This is a genomic window from Leifsonia aquatica (assembly GCF_014190775.1).
Taxonomy (GTDB): Bacteria; Actinomycetota; Actinomycetes; order Actinomycetales; family Microbacteriaceae; genus Leifsonia; species Leifsonia aquatica.
On record NZ_JACHVP010000003.1, the window covers coordinates 505,427 to 526,329 of the forward strand.

Annotated in this window: 16 protein-coding genes; 8 read left to right on the top strand and 8 right to left on the bottom strand. The window is 72.2% G+C overall.

Annotation, left to right across the window (positions count from 1 at the left end; all coding sequences use genetic code 11):
• Positions 1-19: 19 nt before the first annotated feature.
• Both FHX33_RS15760 and FHX33_RS15765 read left to right on the top strand, forming a co-directional pair.
• The gene (locus FHX33_RS15760) at positions 20-1,450 is read left to right on the top strand and encodes a purine-cytosine permease family protein (protein WP_021764892.1); all 1,431 of its coding nucleotides are present in this window, start codon (positions 20-22) and stop codon (positions 1,448-1,450) included.
• A complete protein-coding gene (locus FHX33_RS15765; protein ID WP_183428704.1) occupies positions 1,447-3,072 on the top strand; it encodes an amidohydrolase family protein in 1,626 nt (541 codons plus the stop codon). Before FHX33_RS15760 ends, FHX33_RS15765 begins: the two co-directional genes overlap by 4 nt.
• 89 nt (positions 3,073-3,161) lie before the next feature.
• Here FHX33_RS15765 and FHX33_RS15770 read toward each other — a convergent pair whose 3' ends face one another.
• Together FHX33_RS15770 and FHX33_RS15775 are read right to left on the bottom strand one after the other, a co-directional pair.
• Positions 3,162-4,490 (bottom strand): M20/M25/M40 family metallo-hydrolase, encoded by a 1,329-nt coding sequence (locus FHX33_RS15770; protein WP_039922371.1) that lies wholly within the window; start codon positions 4,488-4,490, stop codon positions 3,162-3,164.
• 16 nt (positions 4,491-4,506) lie between these two features.
• Positions 4,507-5,946: an anaerobic C4-dicarboxylate transporter family protein gene (locus FHX33_RS15775; protein ID WP_183428705.1), complete on the bottom strand. Its 1,440-nt coding sequence runs from the start codon at positions 5,944-5,946 to the stop codon at positions 4,507-4,509.
• Positions 5,947-6,038: 92 nt separating this feature from the next.
• Between FHX33_RS15775 and FHX33_RS15780 the strand changes: the two genes are divergently transcribed.
• Positions 6,039-7,019 (top strand): substrate-binding domain-containing protein, encoded by a 981-nt coding sequence (locus FHX33_RS15780; RefSeq protein ID WP_183428706.1) that lies wholly within the window; start codon positions 6,039-6,041, stop codon positions 7,017-7,019.
• Positions 7,020-7,056: 37 nt separating this feature from the next.
• On the opposite strand, the gene FHX33_RS15785 is transcribed toward FHX33_RS15780, so the two are convergent.
• Positions 7,057-7,719 (bottom strand): ThuA domain-containing protein, encoded by a 663-nt coding sequence (locus FHX33_RS15785; RefSeq protein WP_021763750.1) that lies wholly within the window; start codon positions 7,717-7,719, stop codon positions 7,057-7,059.
• 152 nt (positions 7,720-7,871) lie between these two features.
• Between FHX33_RS15785 and FHX33_RS15790 the strand changes: the two genes are divergently transcribed.
• The 5 genes from FHX33_RS15790 to FHX33_RS15810 all read left to right on the top strand — a co-directional run bounded on the left by FHX33_RS15790 (position 7,872) and on the right by FHX33_RS15810 (position 13,597).
• A complete protein-coding gene (locus FHX33_RS15790) occupies positions 7,872-9,152 on the top strand; it encodes an MFS transporter (RefSeq protein WP_021763749.1) in 1,281 nt (426 codons plus the stop codon).
• Positions 9,153-9,280: 128 nt separating this feature from the next.
• Positions 9,281-10,441: a Gfo/Idh/MocA family protein gene (locus FHX33_RS15795; protein ID WP_021763748.1), complete on the top strand. Its 1,161-nt coding sequence runs from the start codon at positions 9,281-9,283 to the stop codon at positions 10,439-10,441.
• Positions 10,438-11,595 carry a dihydrodipicolinate synthase family protein gene (locus FHX33_RS15800; protein ID WP_183428707.1) on the top strand — a complete coding sequence of 386 codons (1,158 nt, stop codon included), beginning with the start codon at positions 10,438-10,440 and terminating at the stop codon, positions 11,593-11,595. Before FHX33_RS15795 ends, FHX33_RS15800 begins: the two co-directional genes overlap by 4 nt.
• On the top strand, positions 11,592-12,461 hold the full coding sequence (locus FHX33_RS15805) for a TIM barrel protein (RefSeq protein WP_183428708.1): 870 nt from the start codon (positions 11,592-11,594) through the stop codon (positions 12,459-12,461). Before FHX33_RS15800 ends, FHX33_RS15805 begins: the two co-directional genes overlap by 4 nt.
• Positions 12,462-12,466: 5 nt before the next feature.
• Positions 12,467-13,597: a glycerate kinase gene (locus FHX33_RS15810; RefSeq protein WP_183428709.1), complete on the top strand. Its 1,131-nt coding sequence runs from the start codon at positions 12,467-12,469 to the stop codon at positions 13,595-13,597.
• A 219-nt stretch (positions 13,598-13,816) separates the two neighbouring features.
• On the opposite strand, the gene FHX33_RS15815 is transcribed toward FHX33_RS15810, so the two are convergent.
• The 5 genes from FHX33_RS15815 to FHX33_RS15835 all read right to left on the bottom strand — a co-directional run bounded on the left by FHX33_RS15815 (position 13,817) and on the right by FHX33_RS15835 (position 20,893).
• Entirely contained in the window at positions 13,817-15,274 is a 1,458-nt protein-coding gene (locus tag FHX33_RS15815) for an FGGY family carbohydrate kinase (RefSeq protein ID WP_183428710.1), read from the bottom strand.
• Between the two features lie 106 nt (positions 15,275-15,380).
• On the bottom strand, positions 15,381-16,571 hold the full coding sequence (gene xylA, locus FHX33_RS15820) for a xylose isomerase (protein WP_039923941.1): 1,191 nt from the start codon (positions 16,569-16,571) through the stop codon (positions 15,381-15,383).
• Positions 16,572-16,619: 48 nt separating this feature from the next.
• Positions 16,620-18,962, bottom strand: a complete 2,343-nt coding sequence (locus tag FHX33_RS15825; protein WP_021765253.1) for a beta-xylosidase/alpha-l-arabinosidase — start codon at positions 18,960-18,962, stop codon at positions 16,620-16,622.
• Positions 18,963-19,019: 57 nt separating this feature from the next.
• Positions 19,020-19,913: a carbohydrate ABC transporter permease gene (locus FHX33_RS15830; protein WP_021765252.1), complete on the bottom strand. Its 894-nt coding sequence runs from the start codon at positions 19,911-19,913 to the stop codon at positions 19,020-19,022.
• Entirely contained in the window at positions 19,910-20,893 is a 984-nt protein-coding gene (locus tag FHX33_RS15835) for a carbohydrate ABC transporter permease (protein WP_338092040.1), read from the bottom strand. Before FHX33_RS15835 ends, FHX33_RS15830 begins: the two co-directional genes overlap by 4 nt.
• Positions 20,894-20,903: the final 10 nt, after the last annotated feature.

Consider the following 20,903-nt stretch of genomic DNA (forward strand, 5'->3'; position numbering starts at 1 on the left):
GAGTCGGGAGAGAGACCATATGTCCGCAGAACGGATCGGCGCCGAGGAGTTCGTGGACGCCTCCACGGCACCGGAGACACGGGGGATCGAGGTCATCGGCGATGCCGAGCGCCACGGCCGCGCCCGCGACCTCTTCTTCGTCTGGGCGGCGCCGGGGGTGAGCATCCTCAACTTCACCGTCGGCGCGACGCTCATCCTCCTGGGCCTGGAGATCTGGCAGGCCGTCGCGGTGATCCTCGCTTCGTCGCTGCTCTGGGTCTTCCCCGGCCTCATCGCCGGGAGCGGACCGGCCGCCGGGACGTCGGGCTCGGTGGTGACCCGCGCGATGTACGGCGTGCTCGGAAACAAGCTCTTCGTCGCCTTCGTCGGCTGGTTCATCGGAGCGGTGTTCCTGTCGCTCACCTGGCTCGCCTCGTCGTTCATGGGTGCCGACCTGCTGCGCCGGATCGGGCTCGACGACCCGGTGTGGGTGCCGATCGGCGTGACGCTGGTCGTCTCGGCGGTGACGGTCCTGGTCGCGATCTTCGGCCACGGGCTGATCCTGCGGATCTACCCGATCATGGCCGTGGTCCTCTTCGTGATCTTCCTGCTGGTCAGCGCGTTCATCCTCCCCACGGTCGACTGGGGGTACACCGCCCCGCAGCAGTTGAGCGGCGGCCAGCTGTGGTCGGCGATCTCGATCGGCTTCACGATCCTCGCCTCCACCCCGCTGTCGTTCATCAACAGCCCCGACATCGCGCGCTACCTGCCGCGCTCGACCAAGCCGTCGCACATCGCCGCCGCCACGGCGTTCGGCGGCGCCCTGCCCTTCATCGTGTTCACGAGCGTCGGCGTGCTGCTGGCGACCGGGCTCAAGGCCGGCGCGTTCGACGCGGGCATCGATGTCGCGCTCTTCGACCTGCTGCCCGGCTGGGTCGGGCCGGTGCTGGTCATCGGCGTCATCGTGAACACCATCGCGCTGAACGCGATGACGACCTACACGTCGAGCATGGCGCTGCAGGCGATCGGCTTCCGGCTGCGCCGCATCCCCTCCGCGATCATCGTCGGCGCCGTGGGCACCGCGCTGACGATCTACCTCGTGCTGTCGTCGAGCCTGCTGGAGGCCGCCAACATCCTGCTGCAGCTCTTGGTGATCGTGTCGGGCCCGGCGATGGCGATCTTCGTGGTCGACGTGCTGCGCCGCCGCTACGTCTACGACGGCGCCGAGCTCTTCGACGACTCCCGCGGCGGCCGCTTCTGGTACTCGGGAGGCTGGAGCATCCCGGGCATCGCGGCCCTGCTCCTCGGCGGCCTCGCGACGGCGCTCTGCCTCTCCACCGACGTCTGGACCGGCGCGATCGCCTCCGCCCTCGGGCACGTGGACCTGTCGGTCCCGGTCGGCATGATCGTCGCCGCCGCCACGTATCTTCTCCTCAGCCGCACTCGACTCGGAAAGGAGGGCCGGCTGTGACCGACCCCACCACCACCCTCTACCGCGACGGCCGCGTCTTCACGGCCGACACCGACCCGGCGCGCGCCTGGGCGACCGCCTTCGTCGTCACCGGAGACCGCATCGTCTGGGTGGGCGCGGGGAGCGACACCGCGCCCGCCGCCGACCGCGTCGTCGACCTCGGCGGACGGCTCGTGCTCCCCGGCTTCACCGACGCGCACACCCACCTCCTGATGATGGGTGCCGCGCTCGGCCAGGTGTACCTGACGGACGCGCGTTCGCTGGACGACATCCTGCGACTGCTGCAGGAGGCGCGGGCCGCGGACCCGGAGGCCACGGTGCTGCGCGGGCGCGGCTGGCTGTTCGACGCGGTCCCGGGCGGAGCACCGACCGCGGCGATGATCGACGCGGTGCTGCCCGATCTGCCCGTCTACCTCGATGCCAACGACTACCACTCGTGCTGGGTGAACACGGCCGCGCTGGCCGAGCTCGGCATCACGCGCGACACCCCCGACCCGATCGGGGGCGAGATCGTGCGCGACGCGGACGGGAACCCGACGGGGCTGCTGCTCGAGACCGCCGCGACCGAGTACGCGTGGGGGCAGCGCGACGCCGCGACGACCGACGCCGACCGCGACGCGCACGTCGAGCGCGCCATCGAGGCGTACCTCGCGACCGGCGTCACCGGCGTCGTCGACATGGCGATGGACGAGTTCGGCCTGGCCGCGCTGAAGCGGGCGCAGGAGCGGCACGGGGGCGAGCTGCCGATCCGGGTCGCCGCGCACTGGCTCGTCACGAACACGGGTGACGACGCCGCCAACCTCGCGCAGGTCGAGCGGGCCGCGCAGCTCGCGGCCGAGCCCTCGACCTCCTGGCTGCGGGTGGTCGGGATCAAGCTCATCCTGGACGGCGTGATCGACGCGTGCACCGCGGCCATGCGGCAGCCGTACGCGAACGGCACGAACGCCGACCCGATCTGGCCGCTGGAACGGCTGAAGCCGGTCGTCGCCGCGGCGGACGCGGCCGGCCTCCAGATCGCCCAGCACGCGATCGGCGACTACGCGAGCACGATCGCCCTCGACGCGATCGAGCACGCCGTGGCCGAGAACGGCGACCGCCCGCGCCGCCACCGCATCGAGCACCTCGAGTACGCGGCCCCCGGCACGGCGGAGCGGATGGCGCGGCTCGGCGTCACCGCCTCGATGCAGCCGGTGCATTCCGACCCGGCGATCTTCGACAACTGGGTCGAGATGCTCGGCGACGACCGCGTCGACCGCGCCTTCCCCTGGCCGGAGTACGAGGACGCGGGCGCGCTGCTCGCGTTCTCGACGGACTCGCCGACCGCTCCGCACCAGGCGCTCGCCAACATGTATGTGGCGTCGACGCGCGCCTCGGCGCTCGACCCCTCCGTGCCCGCGAAGCAGCCCCAGCACGCCGTGCCGCTGGAGCGGGCCGTCGGACATGCGACGCGGGATGCGGCGGCGTCGGTCGGCGACGGCGACTGGCGCGGGAGGATCGCTCCGGGCTTCGCCGCCGACGTCGCGGTGCTCGACGCCGACGTCTTCGAGGACGGTGCGGCCTCCCTGCTCCGCGCCCGCGTCATCGAGACGGTCGTCGCGGGCCGGAGCGCGTACAGCGCGTAGCGCCCGCACCCCTGCCGCACATTCGTGCCGAATGTCGCCTTTGCGTCGCGCAGAGTCGACATTCGGCACGAATGTGCGGGGGTGCGACGTCAGCGGGCGGAGGCGAACTCGCGGATGAAGAGCGTCTGTGCGTCGATCATCCGCCGGATCTCCTCGGGGTCGACCGACTCGTCGGAGGCGTGGATGCGCGACTGCGCGGTGTCCTCCGCTCCCCAGAGCACGATCGCGGCGTCGGGGGAGACCTTCTTCAGCGACGCGACGAGCGGGATCGATCCGCCCGCTCCGATCGACTCGGCCGGGACGCCGAACGCCGTCCCGAGCGCATCCATCGCCGACGTGATCGCCGGGTGCGACTCGTCGACCCGGAAGGCGTGGCCGACCTTCACCTTCTCGACCTCCACCTCGCAGTTCCACGGCCGCTGCGCGCGCAGGTGCGCCATCAGCGCCTCGAGCTGGGCGTCGCCGTCGGAGCCCGGGACGATGCGCATCGAGAGCTTCGCCGTGACGGAGGGGAGGAGGACGTTCGACGCCGCGGCTGTGTTCGGCAGGTCCATCCCGAGCACCGTGACCGACGGCTTCGCCCAGATGCGGTCGGAGAGGGTGCCGGTGCCGAGGTAGCCGACACCTGGCAGGATGGCGGATCCGGCCCGGTAGGCGGCCTCGTCCATGTCGGCGCCGGGCCAGGTGCCCGCATCCACGCCGGGGATGACGGTGTCGCCGTTCTCGTCGTGCAGGGTGTCGAGGATGCGGATCATCGCCGTCATCGCGTCCGGCGCCGCACCGCCGAACTCGCCCGAGTGGACGGGGTTCGCGAGGGTCCGCACCGTGACGGTGCACGCGACGTCCCCGCGGAGGGCCGTGGTGAGCGCCGGCCGCCCGGCCTCCTGCGGGCCGAGGTCGGCGATCACGAAGGCGTCTGCTGCCATGAGCTCGGGGTTCGCCTCGACGAACTCCTCCAGGTGCGAGATGGTCTCCTCCTCGCCCTCGATCAGGATCTTCACGCGGCACGGCCGGTCGGGCCCGAGCAGGCGGAGGGTGCCGTAGTGGATGACGAGCCCCGACTTGTCGTCGGCGGCGCCGCGACCGTAGATGCGGCCGTCGTCCTTGCGCGTCGGCTCGAACGGTTCGGAACTCCAGCCCTGGCTCGCGGGCGCGGGCTGCACGTCGTAGTGCGCGTACAGCAGCACGGTGGGCGCCCCGTCGGGGCCCGGGAGGTCGGCGTAGACGCAGGGATAGCCTCCCGGCACGTCGAGCAGGCGCACGCCGTCGGCGCCCGCCGCCTCGAAGAGCTCGACCACGGCGCGGCCCATCGCGTGGACCGGCTCGGCGTCGAAGCCGGGGAAGGCGATCGAGGGGATGCGCACCAGCGCGTCCAGACGATCGAGGACGTCGGGCATGAGGGCTTCGGCTTCGGACACGGGCGCTCCTAACGGTTCAGGATGGGATGACGAGCTGGATGAGCAGCCCCGACACGACGACGGACACCCACGAGACCAGCATAGGAATCGTGAACGAGTGCCAGATCGGCACCGGCGTGAGCCGCGTCGACCCGGTGCGGTCGGTCTCCACCGCCGCGATCTGCGAGCCGTTGGCCGGGAACAGCCAGACGCCGATCAGCGACGGCCACATGGCGGTGATCACGCCGGGGGCGAGACCGGCGGCCAGGGCGATCGGGATGAGGGTGTTGGTCGTCGCCGACTGGCTGGTGGTCAGCCCGGCGACGAGGAAGAGGGCGACCGCCAGCAGGAGGGGCTGGGCCGTGATCAGCTGGCCGAGCGGTTCGATGATGGTCTGCTGGTTGGCGGAGATGAAGGTGTCCGCCATCCACGCGATGCCGAAGAGGGCGACCGCCGCGACGTAGCCGGAGCGCAGGAGGGGCTGCTCCACGACCAGCGACGGCTTCACCTTGCGCACCAGGATGATCACCAGGGCGACCGTGAACATCACCATCTCGATCACGGGCGACATGCCGATCGGCACGAGCTTCCCGTCCGCGTCCGGGAACGCCGGGCGGAGGGAGGGGAACAGCCCGAGTGCGACGACGAGGAGCGTGCCCACGATGAAGATCCAGGCCGCGGTCTGACCGCCCGGCGGCACCGTGTGCTCGACGGGGGCGGCGCCCGCGCTGGTCAGGCGCGCGGCCTTGGCGGATGAAGCGGAACCGGAACCGGCCGCGGCCTCCGCTCCGCCCGACGCCTGGGCCGCGAAGCTCGCCTCCAGCGCGGCGGGCACCTCGACCGTGCCGGCCTCGACCCGCTTGCGGAACACCGGGTCGGCGATCAGCTCCTTGCCGATGCGCTGCTGCACGAAGGAGGTCACGATGCAGGCGACGATCGCGGACGGCACGGTGATCGCCAGCACCTGCGGCAGCCCGAACCCCTTGGCCTCCATCAGCACCAGGTATGCGGCCATCGCCGCCGAGACCGGGCTCGCGGTGATCCCGAGCCCGGAGGTCACGGTCGAGGCCGCGAGCGCCCGTTCGGGCCGCTGCCCGTTGCGGTACGCCGTCTCGTAGATGACCGGGATCAGCGCGAAGAAGATGTTCGACGTGCCCGACAGCACCGTGAACACGAACGCCACGAGCGGGGCCACGTAGGTCAGCCTCCGCGGGTTGCGCTGGATGATCTTCGACGCGATCGACACCAGGAAGTCGATGCCGCCCGCCGCCTGCATGGCGGACGACGCCGTGATCACCGCGATGATGATGAAGAAGGCGTCGACCGGGGGAGAGCCGGGCGGCAGGCGGAAGACGAACACCAGGATCGCGGTGCCCACCACGCCCCACAGTCCCAGCCCGATCCCGCCGACGCGCACGCCGAGCACGATCGCGCCGATGACGACGCATGCCTGCAGGATGACGAGAACGACTTCCATGGCGACCTCCCCCTCGGCGACAGCATGCCCGATGGCGGGCGCGCTGTGAAGGCCCGGCGCGGGGACGGCCGGTGCGCCGGTAGGTTGGGCGTGTGAGCGAGAACGCCCCGACCCTGACCGACGTGGCGGCGCACGCGGGCGTATCGCTCGCGACGGCGTCGCGAGCCCTCAACGGCAGCGCGCGCAAGGTCAACCCGGAACTGCAGGACCGGGTGCTCGCCTCCGCGCGCACGCTCGGCTACAGCGCGAACGTGCAGGCGCAGGCGGTCGCGCGCGGCACCAGCAACGTCGTGGCGCTCGTCGTGGGCGACATCGCCGACCCGTACTTCGCCTCCATCTCGTCGGGGGTCGTGCGGGTGGCCGACGAGCGCGGGCTGATCGTGACCATCACCGCGACGGGGCCCTATTCCGGACCCGAGTCGATGGCCAGGGAGGAGGCCGCTCTCGATGCGCTGCGCGGTCAGCGCCCGCGGGCGGTGGTGCTAGCCGGCAGCCGCGTCGCCGGGGCAGGGACCCGCGTCGGCGACCGCGAACGCGTGGCGGTGATCGGCACGGGCGCGGCGGACCTCCGCACGGTCGACGTCGACAACCGCGGTGGTGCGGCGGCACTCGCCACCCAATTGCTCGCGCTCGGCTACGAGGACTTCGCCGTGCTCGCCGGCCCCGAGGAGCTCGTGACGGTGCGCGACCGGGTCGACGGCTTCCGGTCGGTGGTGCCCGCCGCCCGGGTCGTGCACGCCGAATTCACGCGCGCGGGCGGCCACCGGGCGATGTCCGGCCTGCTCGCGGCGGGGGACCGGCCGGCGTGCGTCTTCGCCGTCAGCGACGTCATGGCGATCGGCGCGATGGCCGCGCTCCGGGAGGCGGGCATCGCTCCGGGCGCGGAGGTGGCCGTGGCGGGCTTCGACGACATTCCCCTCGTCGCCGATGTGACGCCCGCTCTGACCTCGGTTGCGCTCCCGCTGGCCGACATCGGGGCGCGGGCGCTGGAGCTGGCCCTGGCAGACGACCCGTCGCCGGCGGTGCCGGTCGTGGCCGAGGTGCGCCTGCGCGCCTCCACCCCGCGCCGCTGACCCGCGGCGCTGCCGCTGCCGCTCTGCGCGCCGTCGCTCAGGACACGAGCCAGCGCACCGCCCGCTCCAGGATCCGCCGGTGCGTGGGCGCGTCGTACGACGCCGCGTCGTGGCCGAGCGCGTCGTAGAACACCTTCGCGTCGCCGTAGCGCCGCGCCCAGATCAGCGGGTGCTCCCGGCCCTCGTGTTCGTGCGAGGCGAGCGCGACCACCGCAGGATCGACCCGCAGGTCCGTGTAGCGCTCGTCCACCACGGTGAAGTCGCCCAGCCCGGCGACGAGGGGGTCGCGGTCCGGGTGCACCAGGATGGTCGCCGGGCCGCGGTCCGGGTGGAACGTCGTGCCGCGCACCCAGACTCCGCCGAGGATCGCCTCCCATTCCGGGATGCCGCGGAGCGACGTCGAGGTGACGTGCGACGCCAGCAGCGGGTGGCCGCGGCCGAGATACGCGAGGAGCCCCTCGCGACCGCGCGCCTCCGCCTCGGGATCAGGCTCGCCCGTGTGCGCCGGGTCGCCGACGTTGAGGACCAGGAGGTCGGGGTCGTCCTCGGTCAGCGCGGCCAGGCGCGCGTCGACGTCCTCCGAGGTCTCGACCTCCAGGCCCTGGCCGCGGAGGATCCCGGCCAGACGCTCCGAGGTCTCGGCGAAGGGATGCCACGGGTCGGCGTAGCGGCCGGCGCCGCTCAGGATCAGTGCTCGCATGGGGGTCCTCCTGGTGTTCACGCTACGGGATGGTAAGCGCTCTCCACGACGCCGCGCCAGGGTTGACAGCCGTGGGAGGTGGTCTACGGTGACCCTCCGGTAAGCGCTCTCTCGCGCCGCGAAACCGATCATCGTCGATCGTAAGGAGAATCGTGTCCGACACCACCGCCGCCTCCCCGCGCCTCAGCCCCGACCAGCGCAACGCGTTCGCCGCGTCGCTGCTGGGCTGGATGATGGACGCCTTCGACTACTTCATCATCGTGCTGGTCTATGCCGACATCGGCGCCGAGTTCGGGGTCCCTCTGGAGCAGATGGCCTTCCTGACGACCATCACGCTCATCATGCGCCCCGTCGGCGCCTACCTGTTCGGGGTGTGGGCCGACCGGGTCGGGCGGCGCATCCCGCTGATCGCCGACGTGTGCTTCTACTCGGTCGTCGGCTTCCTCTGCGCGTTCGCGCCGAACTTCACCGTGCTCTTCATCCTGCGCCTGCTGTATGGGATCGGGATGGGCGGCGAGTGGGGCCTCGGCGCCGCACTGACGATGGAGAAGGTGCCGCGCACCCGTCGTGGGCTGTACTCCGGCATCCTGCAGGCCGGCTACTCGGCGGGTTATCTGCTCGCGGCGCTCGCGTTCCTCCTCGTGCACTCGGTGTTCGGGCTGAGCTGGCGCTGGCTGTTCGCACTGAGCATCCTCCCGGCCCTGATCTCGCTGATCATCCGGTCGCGCGTGCGGGAGTCCGAGGTGTGGGAGACGTCGCGGGACAAGCTGCGCGCGAGCGGCAGCTCGATCCGCCGGGTCTTCTTCGACGGTGCGGTGCTCCGCCGGTTCGTCTACCTGGTGCTCCTGATGGCGGCCTTCAACTGGATGAGCCACGGCACGCAGGACATCTATCCGACCTTCCTCAAGGCCACCGACAACGGCGGAGCCGGGCTCGATGCGGCGACGGCGGGATGGATCGCCGTCGTCTACAACATCGGCGCGATCATCGGGTGCATCGTCCTCGGCTCGCTGTCCGATCGCTGGGGGCGCAAGGCGACGATCATCCTCGGGGCCGCGCTGACCCTGCCGATCATCCCGATCTTCGCCTTCTCCACGACGGCCGGGATGCTGTGCCTGGGCTCCGCGCTCATCCAGTTCACGACCCAGGGGGCGTGGGGTGCCATCCCCGCTCATCTGAACGAGATGTCGCCGAACGCGATCCGCGGCTTCTACCCCGGAGTCACGTACCAGCTCGGGAACGTCATCGCCGCGTTCAACCTGCCGATCCAGCAGGCGCTGGCGCCGCAGCTGGGCTACCCCTGGGCGATGGCGTCGACGGTCGGGGTGGCGGCGATCGCCGTGATCGTGCTGACCGCGATCGGCAAGCAGGCCCACGCGGTGTCGTTCACGGAGGAGAACGCCGGCGAGGCTCCTGCGGCCAGGGAGGCGTGAGCGGGAGGCGGACGGCGCGGCGCCGCGCAGGGCTTGCGCCGCCCGGATCGGGCCGGTACCGTGCTGGTAAGCGCTTTCCAATCGGACGAGACGGAGCGCGCATCGCACGCTGAGACAAAGGAGTACACGTGTCGTCGATCGGCATCATCATGAACGGCGTCTCCGGGCGCATGGGCTACCGGCAGCACCTGGTGCGGTCGATCCTCGCGATCCGTGAGCAGGGCGGCGTGCTGCTCTCCGACGGCACGCGGGTGCAGGTCGAGCCGCTGCTCGTCGGCCGGAGCGAGCAGAAGCTCGCCGAGCTCGCCAAGCGCCACGACATCCCGGACTACACGACCGACCTCGACGCCGCGCTCGCGGACGACCGCTGGCAGATCTACGCCGACTTCCTGGTCACGAAGGCGCGCAGCACGGCGATCCGCAAGGCGATCGCGGCCGGCAAGGCGATCTACACCGAGAAGCCGACCGCCGAGTCGTTCGAGGAGGCGCTCGAGCTCGCCCGTCTCGCCGACGAGGCCGGCATCAAGAACGGCGTCGTGCACGACAAGCTCTACCTGCCCGGGATGCGCAAGCTCAAGCGGCTCATCGACTCCGGCTTCTTCGGCCGCATCCTCTCGGTGCGCGGGGAGTTCGGCTACTGGGTGTTCGAGGGGGACTGGCAGGCGGCGCAGCGCCCCTCCTGGAACTACCGCGCGGAGGACGGCGGCGGGATCGTCGTCGACATGTTCCCGCACTGGAGCTACGTGCTCGAGAACCTGTTCGGCCGGGTCGAGTCGGTCTACGCGCACGCCGTCACCGAGATCCCGCAGCGCGTCGACGAGCAGGGCCGGTCGTACGCCGCCACCGCCGACGACGCCGCGTACGCCATCTTCCAGCTGGCCGGCGGCGTGACCGCGCAGCTGAACTCCAGCTGGACCACGCGGGTCAACCGCGACGAGCTGGTCGAGTTCCAGGTCGACGGCACGCACGGCAGCGCCGTCGTCGGGCTCTTCGGCTGCAAGATCCAGCCGCGCAACGCCACGCCCAAGCCGGTGTGGAACCCCGACCTCGCGGACGCCCACGACTACGACGGGGACTGGATCGAGTCTCCCGCCAACGACGTCTTCGAGAACGGCTTCAAGACGCAGTGGGAGGAGTTCCTGCGCCACGTGCTCGAGGACGGTCCGAACGCGCTCGACTTCCTCGCCGGCGCACGCGGCGTGCAGCTCGCGGAGGAGGGCCTCCGCTCGTCGCGCGAGGGCCGCCGCATCGACCTCGCCGAGGTGCGCCTGCCCGAGGTCGCCCGATGACCGACGTCGCGGTGCGCGCCGTCACCCTGGTCGGCGCCGACGGCACCACCTCCACCGCCGACCTCGCCGCGCCGGCCGTGACCGAGCGCCCGTCCTCCCCGCTGCGGTCGCGCGTCGCCTACGCGGCGGCGCACGTCATCCCGAAGCCCTGGGCCGACAACGTGCCCGGCGCGCCGGCCGACATCGACTGGGATGCGACGCTCGCGTTCCGACGGCACGTCTACGGCTGGGGCCTCGGGGTCGCCGACGCGATGGACACCGCCCAGCGCAACATGGGGCTCGACGCCGCCGCGACCCGCGAGCTCATCCGCCGCAGCGCCGACGAAGCCCGCGCGGTGGGTGGCTCGGTCGTCGCCGGGGTGAACACCGACCACGTCGCAGACGAGGTCATCAGCCTCGACGCCGTGATCGACGCCTACGTCGAGCAGCTGCACTTCACCGAGGATGCGGGCGCCGGAGTGGTGCTCATGGCGAGCCGGCACCTCGCGCGCGCCGCGCAGTCGCCCGCCGACTACGAGCGTGTGTACGGCGCGGTGCTGGCGCAGGCGGGCGCCCCGGTCGTCCTGCACTGGCTCGGGGAGGCGTTCGACCCGGCGCTGGCGGGCTACTTCGGCGACGCCGACACGGTCCTGCGGATCATCGAGGCGGGCGGCGACGGAGTGGCGGGCATCAAGATGAGCCTCCTCGACGCGGAGGCCGAGATAGCGTTGCGCTCCCGGCTGCCCGAGGGCGTGCGGATGTTCACCGGCGACGACTTCAACTACGTCGGGCTGATCGAGGGGACGGGGGAGGCGCACTCCGACGCGCTGTTGGGTGCGTTCGCCGCGCTCGCGCCGAGCGCATCCGCCGCCATCCAGGCGCTCGACGCGGGCGACGCCGAGCGCTACCGCGCCATCCTCGGGCCGACGGAGGCGCTGTCGCGGCAGGTGTTCGCCGCACCGACCTACTTCTACAAGACCGGCGTCGCCTTCCTCTCCTGGCTCAACGGCCACCAGGACGCCTTCGCCATGGTCGGCGGCCTGCACGCTGCGCGCAGCCTCCCGCACCTCTCGGAGATCGTGCGGCTCGCCGGAGCGTGCGGCGCCCTCGAACGCCCCGACCTGGCAGCGCAGCGCTGGTCGGATCTGCTGCGCCTGAACGGGGTGGACGCGTGACCGCCCCGGCGCGACTGTCGCTGAACCAGGCGACGATCAAGTACGCGAACCTGGCCGACGCGCTGCGCCTGACCGCGGCGGCCGGCATCGAGGCCATCGGCGTCTGGCGCGAGCCCGTCGCGGAGGTGGGGCTGGCGGAGGCCACGCGGATGGTGGCCGACAGCGGCCTTCGCGTCTCCAGCCTGTGCCGCGGCGGGTTCTTCACGCTGCGCGAGGGCGCCGAGCGCCGCGCCGCGATCGACGAGAACCGCCGCGCGATCGAGGAGACGGCCGCGCTCGCCGCGGCCGGCGCTCCCGGTTCGGCGGCGGTGCTCGTGCTCGTCGCGGGCGGCCTGCCCGAGGGGTCGACAGATCTCGTCGGCGCGCGCGGACGCGTCGGCGACGCCCTTGCCGAGCTGGAGCCGGAGGCGCGCGCGGCCGGGGTGACCCTCGCCATCGAGGCCCTGCACCCGATGTACGCGGCCGATCGTGCCGTCGTGTCCACCCTCGGGCAGGCGCTCGACCTGGCGGAGCCGTTCCCGGCGGAGTCGGTCGGCGTGGTGGTGGACACCTTCCACATCTGGTGGGACCCGCAGGTGCTCGAGCAGATCGCCCGCGCCGGTGCCGCGGGGCGCATCGCGAGCTACCAGGTCTGCGACTTCCTCACCCCGATCCCCGCCGACGCGCTGCTCGGCCGGGGGATGATGGGCGACGGCCACATCGACTTCGCGAGCCTGACCGCCGCGGTCGAGGCGACCGGATACGCCGGCGACATCGAGGTGGAGATCTTCAACGCCGACATCTGGGCCGCCGATCCGGAGGAGGTCGTTGCCCGCACCGTCCGGGCGTTCGAGCGCAGCATCCCGCTGCGGTCTGTGCCAGTGTGAGACGCGTGACCGCCCGCACCGTCGTCGTCGCCCCGGACTCGTTCAAGGGCTCCGCCACGGCCGCCGAGGTGGCGGAGGCGCTCGGCGAGGGCTGGCACAGCGTGCGGCCGGGGGACACGGTGGTGCTCGCCCCCACGGCCGACGGCGGCGAGGGGACGCTGGACGCGTTCGCCGTCGCCGTGCCCGGTTCGCAGCGGCAGCCGGTGCGCGTGCTCGGCCCGTCCGGCGAAGCGGTGGACGCGGCCTGGCTGGCGCTGCCCGACGGCGCGGCGGTCGTGGAGCTCGCCGCGACCAGCGGACTGGGACTGCTGCGGGCTCCCGCGCCCTTCGACGCCCACACGGTCGGGTTCGGCCAGGCCATCGCCGCTGCGCTCGACGCCGGGGCGACCTCCCTGCTCCTCGCGATCGGGGGGAGCGCCTCGACCGACGGCGGCGCCGGGGCGCTGACCGCGCTCGGCGCCCGGTTGCTTGATGCGGGCGGCCAGCCGGTCGCGCCCGGCAACCGCGGCCTGGCGCAGCTGGCGCGGGCGGATCTCTCCGGCCTCCGGGCGCTGCCCGCCGGTGGCGCGCGCATCCTGAGCGACGTGACCAGTCCGCTGCTGGGGTCGGACGGCGCTGCGGCGGTCTTCGGGCCGCAGAAGGGCGCGACTCCGGAAGATGTCCGGGAGCTCGACGCCGGGCTCGCGCGGCTGGCGGCGGTGCTGGAGGCCGCGGGCGGTAACGGCACGTTGGGGCCGATCGGGGTATCCGTCGACGAGCCGGGCACAGGGGCCGCGGGGGGCACCGGGTACGGCCTGCGGGTGTGGGGCGCGACGATGGCCCCGGGAGCGGCGGCCGTCGCCGACGCGCTCGGACTGCCGGAGCGCATCGCGGCGGCCGACCTCGTCATCACGGGGGAGGGCCGCTACGACAGCCAGTCGGCCTCCGGCAAAGCGCCGGACCACGTCGCCGCACTCGCGCGCCGGGCCGGCATCCCGGTGCTGCTCGCCGCCGGGGCGATCACCGCGGAGCCACACGGCTTCGCCGACGCCGTCGCCCTCACCGACCTGGCCGGCGGCACCGACGCTGCCCTGGCCGACCCGCTCCGCTGGGCCCGCGCCGCCGGCGCCGCCCTCGCGTCCCGCGTCGCCGACTGACCCGGCCGCCTCCGCGGCAGGCAACGGAGGAGTTCCGTGACCACCGCTCGCGCATCCCCTCCGTTCCCTGCCCGATCCGGGCGTGTCGCGCCGCGCCTCCTCCGTTGCCCACGGCGTGGCCAAGGGAGGAGATCCCATCACGGTGACGGCGTGTCGACCGGGAACGGAGGAGGTTCGGGGTGGGGAGGGACGGATCTCCTCCGATGGCGCCGCGGGCGCCTACGGCCGCGCGGCCGCGTACTGCTCGCGGATCACGGCGCGGGTGTCGACGGGGAGCGGATCCGCCGCCTCCACCGTCCACACCGGACGCTCGCCGGTCAGCGCCCACGCGGCCTGCACCGCACCGCCGTCGGCGACGTACTCCCCGGGCGCCGGGATGACGACGGGCGCGTCGAAGACCTGTGCGGCCACCGCGGCGACGGCCGGGTTCTGCGCTGCGCCGCCGATCAGCAGGATGCGCTGCTCGGTCACGCCGACCCCGCGCACGGCGTCGAGGCCGTCGGCCAGCCCGCACAGCATCCCCTCGATCGCCGCGCGGGCGAGGTTGGCGGGGGTGGTGGAGGCGAGGGTCAGGCCGTGCAGACCAGCCTTCGCGTCCGGGAGATTGGGGGTGCGCTCGCCCTCGAAATAGGGCACGAGCACCACGCCGCCGGCACCGGGCTCGGCGGTGAGGGCGAGTTCGGCGAGGCCGTCGTGGTCGAGGTTCAGGAGGCGCGCGATCGCGTCGAGCACACGGGCCGCGTTGAGCGTGGCGATGAGCGGCAGGGAGAGCCCGCTCGCGTCGGCGAAGCCGGCGACCGTTCCCGTCGGGTCGGCGGACGGGGTGTCGGTGACGGCGAAGACCGTGCCGCTGGTGCCGATGGAGACGACGACGTCGCCGTCCGCGGCACCGAGGCCCAGCGCGGCGCCGGCGTTGTCGCCCGCTCCCGGGCCCACGAGCACACCGGACGGGGTGCGGCCGGCGGCCTCGCCCGGCCCGAGCACACGGGGAAGCACCACGCCGGGTGCTCCGGCATCGGCTCCCGGATCGCCGTCCGACGTGCCGCCGGCCTCCCGGCCCGCCACGCCGAGGGCGCGCGAGAACAGATCCAGGTCGTACTCACCGGTGCGCGCGCTCCAGTAGGCGGTGCCGCTGGCGTCGGAACGGTCGGTGGTCAGTGCCTCCAGATCCGGTCCGAGCTGGCTCTCGTCGGCGGGGCCGTAGCCGCGCAGCCGCCAGGTCAGCCAGTCGTGCGGGAGGGCGACGGCGGCGACGCGCGCGGCGTTCGCGGGCTCCGCCTCCCGCAGCCAGCGCAGCTTGGTGGCGGTGAAGGAGGCGACCGGCACGACGCCGACGCGCTCGGCGTACGCGTCCGCGCCGACCTCGTCGATCAGGTCGCGGGCGGCCTGCGCCGAGCGGGTGTCGTTCCAGAGCAGGGCGTCGCGGATGACGCGCCCCTCCGCGTCGAGCACGACCATCCCGTGCTGCTGCCCGGCGATGGAGATCGCGGCCACGTCGTCGAGTCCGCCGGCGGCGGCCAGCGCCTCCTGCAGGGCGCTCCACCAGGCGGCGGGCGCGACCTCGGTGCCGTCGGGATGGGCGGCCCGGCCGCTGCGCACGAGCGCGCCGGTCTCCAGGTCGCGCACGACCACCTTGCAGCTCTGCGTCGAGGAGTCGACGCCGGCGACGAGTGTCACGTCACTGTGTCCTAACGATCGATCGAGGTGCACGTCGTGGTCGTCATCCTCGCAGGGATGAGCGCCACGACGTGCACCTCGACGGTGAAGCGGGGTGGGGGAGGGGTCAGCGGGCGTTCAGGAGGTGCTCGAGCGCCAGCTGCTGCAGGCGCACGAAGCCGAAGCCCTTGCCGCCGAAGTAGGCGCTCGCGTCGAAGTCCTCGTAGGCGCTGCGGTCGGCGAGCAGGTCGTCGTAGCTCTCGCCGGCGCCGAGCGTCGTCTGCGACAGCTCGTTGACCTTGGCGGCCTCGAGCGCCTCCTGCACCTCGGGGTCGGCGCGGAAGGCGGCCGCGCGCTCCTTGAGCAGCAGGTAGGTGCGCATGTTCGCCGCGGCGGAGTCCCAGACGCCCGTCGCGTCCTCGGTGCGCGACGGCTTGTAGTCGAAGTGGCGTGGGCCTTCGTAGGCCTGGCCGCCGTTCGGGCCGCCGTTCTCGAGCAGGTCGACCAGGGCGAAGGCGTTCTGGAGGTCGCCGTGACCGAAGACGAGGTCCTGGTCGTACTTGATGCCGCGCTGCCCGTTGAGGTCGATGTGGTAGAGCTTGCCGTGGTAGAGCGCCTGCGCGATGCCGGCGGCGAAGTTCAGGCCCGCCATCTGCTCGTGTCCGACCTCGGGGTTGAGGCCGACGAGTTCCGGGCGCTCGAGCGAGTTGATGAAGGCGAGCGCGTGGCCGACCGTCGGCAGCAGGATGTCGCCGCGGGGCTCGTTCGGCTTCGGCTCGATGGCGAAGCGGATGTCGTAGCCCTTGTCGGTGACGTAGTCGCCGAGCAGGTTGACGGCCTCGCGGTAGCGCTCGAGCGCGGCGCCGATGTTCTTGGCGGAGTCGTACTCGGCGCCCTCGCGACCGCCCCACATCACGAACGTCTTGGCGCCGAGCTCGGCGGCGAGGTCGAGGTTGCGCAGCACCTTGCGCAGGGCGAAGCGGCGCACGGAGCGGTCGTTGGAGGTGAAGCCGCCGTCCTTGAAGACCGGGGCGCTGAAGAGGTTGGTGGTGACCATCGGCACGATGAGGCCGGTGTCGGCGAGGGCCTGCTTGAGGCGGTCGATCTGGGTCTGCCGCTCGGCGTCGGTGGAGCCGAACGCGAACAGGTCGTCGTCGTGGAAGGTGAGGCCGTAGGCACCGAGCTCGCTGAGCTTGGTCACCGCCTCGACCACATCGAGCTGGGGGCGGGTCGGGCCGCCGAACGGGTCGGTGCCGTTGTAGCCGATCGTCCACAGTCCGAACGAGAACTTGTCGGCGCGGGTGGGGGTGAGGCTCATGGTTCTGCTTTCCTTCAGCGTCATCGGTGATTTGTTGTTTCGATAAACTTATACCAGGCCGGACACGGGCTCGTCCAGTGCCAACCCCTCGATCGACTCGCGTTCGATCGAGACGGCCACGAAGCGCTGGTGGTCCGGCGTGACCTCGTGCACGTCGCCGGCGACGACGACGGTCGCCGTCGTCGCGCGGTCCGCACAGGAGGCGCCGACCCACAGGTCGACCGCACCCGGTTCCACGATCCGCCGGAATCGGCGATCAGTGAAGGCCAGCCGCGTCGACGGCACGGTGAATCGCACCACGGCCTCCTCGCCCGCCTCGAGCTCGACGCGCTGATAGCCCAGCAGCTGGGCGACGGGCCGGGTGACGCTCGCGCTCACGTCGTGGCCGTAGAGCTGCACGACGTCCGTGCCCGCGCGGTCGCCGCTGTTGCGCACGCGGACGGTCGCCGTGAACGCCTCGCCGGCCGCGACCTCCGCCTCCACCGCGAGCTCGCTGTGCTCGAACGAGGTGTACGTCAGGCCGTGGCCGAAGGGCAGCGTGGGCGTGCTGTCCGCGCTCGTGATCTCGGTGGGGCCGCCCAGCCGGGGGTGGAGGTACGAGTAGGGCTGGGCGCCCGCGGACCGCGGAAGCGACACGGGCAGCCGTCCCGAGGGGGACACCCGGCCGGAGAGCACGGAGGCGATGGTCGCCCCGCCCTCCTCGCCGGGGAAGAACGCCTGCACGACGGCGGCCGGTGCTCCGTCGTCGGGGTGGAGGTCGCCGACGGCCCAGTCGAGCGCGTACGGCCGGCCGGAGAGCACGACCATCACGACGGGGGTCCCGGTGCGCACGACGGCCTGCACCAGTTCGCGCTGCACCCCGGGCAGCTCGAGGCTCTCCACGTCGTTGCCCTCGCCCACGGTCCCGCGCCCGAAGAGCCCGGCGCGGTCGCCGACCACGACGATCGCCACCTCCGCGGCCTCGGCCGCCTCGACGGCGTGCGCGAAGCCGGACCGGTCGTCGCCCTCCACGTCGCACCCGCGCACGTGCGCGACAGCGGACTCGGAGAACTCCGCCGTCACCGCCTCCAGCAGCGAGGGGATATCGAAGCCCAGGGGGACCTCCGGATGATGCGCCAGCACATGGTTGGCGAAGGAGTAGCAGCCCATCAGCGCCTCGGCGGCGTCGGCGTTGGGTCCGAGCACCGCGATGCGGCGGGTCGCCGGGCGCGTGTCCAGGGGCAGCAGGCCGTCGTTCGTCAGCAGCACCACCGACTCCTCCGCCAGCTGCCGCGCGACGGCACGGTGCTCCGGGGTGTCGAGGTCGATGGAGGCCGGGGGCTCGGCGAAGGTCTCGTCCAGCAGCCCGAGCTCCTCCTTCTGCGCCAGCACCCGCAGCACGGCCTGGTCGACGAGCGCCTCGTCGGTCTGCCCGGCGCGCACCCGTGCGGCGAGCGGCTCGAGGAAGGCGTCGCCGGTCGGCAGCTCCACGTCGATGCCGGCGGCGAGGGCCAGCTCGGCCGCCTCGCCCCGATCGGCCGCGACCGCGTGCATCGTGCGGAGGAAGTCGACCGAGAAGTAGTCGGAGACCACGACCCCGTCGAAGCCCCACTCGTCGCGCAGCACGCCCGTCAGGTACTCGGGGTTCGCGGCGACGGGCACGCCGTCGATCTCGGCGTACGAGTTCATCACCGACCGCACCCCGCCGTCCCGGACCGCCATCTCGAACGGCGGGAGCAGCACATCCCGCACCTCCCTGGTACCCGCGTGCACCGGGGCGTGGTTGCGGCCGGCCTGCGAGGCCGAGTAGCCGACGAAGTGCTTGAGGGTCGCGTGCACGCCGGCGGACTGCAGCCCGCGCACGTACGCGGTGCCGATCGTGCCGACCACGTACGGGTCCTCGGCGATGCACTCGTCCACGCGTCCCCAGCGCGGGTCGCGGATGACGTCGAGCACCGGGGCCAGGCCCTGGTGGATGCCCAGCTCGCGCATGGAGCCGCCGATCAGGGCGGCCATCCGCTCCACCAGCACCGGGTCGAACGAGGCGCCCCACGCGAGCGGCGTCGGGAACGTCGCGGCCTTCCAGGCCGCCAGCCCGGTCAGGCACTCCTCGTGGACGAGGGCCGGGATGCCGAGCCGCGTCTGCTCGACCAGCCGACGCTGCTCGCCCCACAGCCAGGCGGCGCGCTCGGCAGGCTCCACCGGCCGGGTGCCGTACACGCGGGTGAGCTGGCCGAGCCCGTGCTCGGTCGCCTCCTGGTACGGCGCCGCATTGCCCAGCTCGCCGGCCATCGGCGCGACGACCTCGTCGCCTTTGTCCACCCAGTAGCCCACCAGCTGGGCGAGCTTCTCCTCGAGGGTCATCCGGGCGTGCAGGTCGCGCACGCGGTCGGTGGGGTCGAGAGCGGTCATGGTCAGATCACACTTCTTTCTGCGGCGCGCGCGGGGCGTCGCCAGGGGAGGGGCCGGTCAGCCCTTGACGGCGCCGGTCAGCCCGCCGACGATGCGGCGCTCGAACAGGCTGAAGAAGATCAGCGCCGGGATCATGGAGAGGGAGGTGAACGCGAGCACCTGCGCCGTGTCGGTGGCGTACTGCGACGAGAACGCCTGCACGCCGAGCGGGAGGGTGAAGGTCGCGTCGTTGTTGAGGATGAACAGCGGCAGCAGGTAGCTGTTCCAGCTGCCGATGAAGGCCAGGATGCCGGTCGTGATGACGCCGGGCAGCGACAGGCGCAGCACCATCCGGAAGAAGAAGCCCAGGCGGCTGCAGCCGTCGATGAAGGCCGCCTCCTGGATCTCGTCCGGGATGGCGCGCAGGAACGGCACCAGGATGATGATCGTCGTCGGCAGGGCGAACGCGATCTGCGGGATGATGACGCCGCCCAGCGAGTTCATCAGGCCGAGGTTGCGCACCACGATGTAGAGCGGTGTGATGGCCACCGTGATCGGGAACATCAGCCCGGCGGCGAACAGCGCGTAGAGGGCGCCGCGGCCGCGGAACTGGTACCGGGCGAGCACGTAGCTCGCCATCAGGCCGAGTCCGACGGCGCCGATGGTGGTCACCAGCGCGACGATCGTGGAGTTGAGCACCTGCCCCCAGAACACGCTGCCGCCGAGGATGCTCAGATAGTTCTGCACGTTCCACGGGTTCGGGAAGCCCGCCGGGTCGACGGTGATCTGCGAGTTGGTGCGGAAGCCGCCCAGGATGATGTAGATGATCGGCACGATCATCAGGGCGATCACGACGAACGCGATGAAGTAGACCGTCGGCGAGCCCCAGGGCAGGCGCTCCTTCGTGGAACGCTTGGTCGGGTTCGTGCCGCTCCCGCGGCGCCGGGTCCGCCCGGCGGTGAGCGCGGTCATCGGGTCTTCCTTTCGGTGAGGGCGCCTGCGGTGTCGCGGCGGAGCACGAAGCGCTGGTAGATGAGCGCGACGACGAGGGAGATCAGGAAGATCACGACCGCGACCGCGTTGCCGTAGCCGTAGTTGCCCGCGTTGCGGCCGTTCGCGACCATGTAGGTCGCCATCGTCGAGGTGCCTGCCGTCGATGCGACGTACTGGCCCCAGATGATGTAGACGAGGTCGAAGAGCTGCAGCGCGCCGATGATCGACAGGAACGCCCAGATCCGCAGCGTCGGTCCGAGCAGGGGGAGGGTGATCCGGCGCTGCATCTGCCAGTAGGAGGCGCCGTCGAGGGCGGCCGCCTCGTACAGCTCCTCCGGGATGCCCTGGAGGCCGGCGAGGAAGAGGATGACGGCGAACCCGACGTACTTCCAGGTCAGGATGCCCATCAGGGTCCAGATCGCGATGTTCGGGTCGGAGAGCCAATCGTGAGCGAGGCTGCCGAGCCCGAGGTTGTGGAGCATCCCGTTGAGCGCCCCGTTGGTCGAGAGCATCAGGCTCCAGCCCGTGCCGACGACGACCTCCGAGATCACGTAGGGGACGAAGATCAGGATGCGGATGATCGACTGGCCGCGCATCCGGCGGTTGAGCAGCAGCGCCAGCAGGATCGCGATCGGTCCCTGGATGATCAGGGACATCACGACGATGAAGGCGTTGTGGCCGATGGCCTGCAGGAACGCCGGGTCGGTCAGGATGACGACGTAGTTCTGGAGTCCGACGAAGTCGGTGGGCGGGCCGTATCCGGCCCAGCGGTAGAAGCCGTAGTAGGCGGCCATCGCGACCGGGAGGATCACGAAGGCCAGGAAGACGATGACGGCCGGGCCGGCCAGGATCGCGATCTCTGCGCGGCCGGCCCAGCCGGCGCCGCGCCGGCGCGGCCGCGACGGGAGCGACGCTGTCGCGCCGCTCCCGTCGTGCTGCGCGAGATCCGACGTCGACACGGAGCCGGGG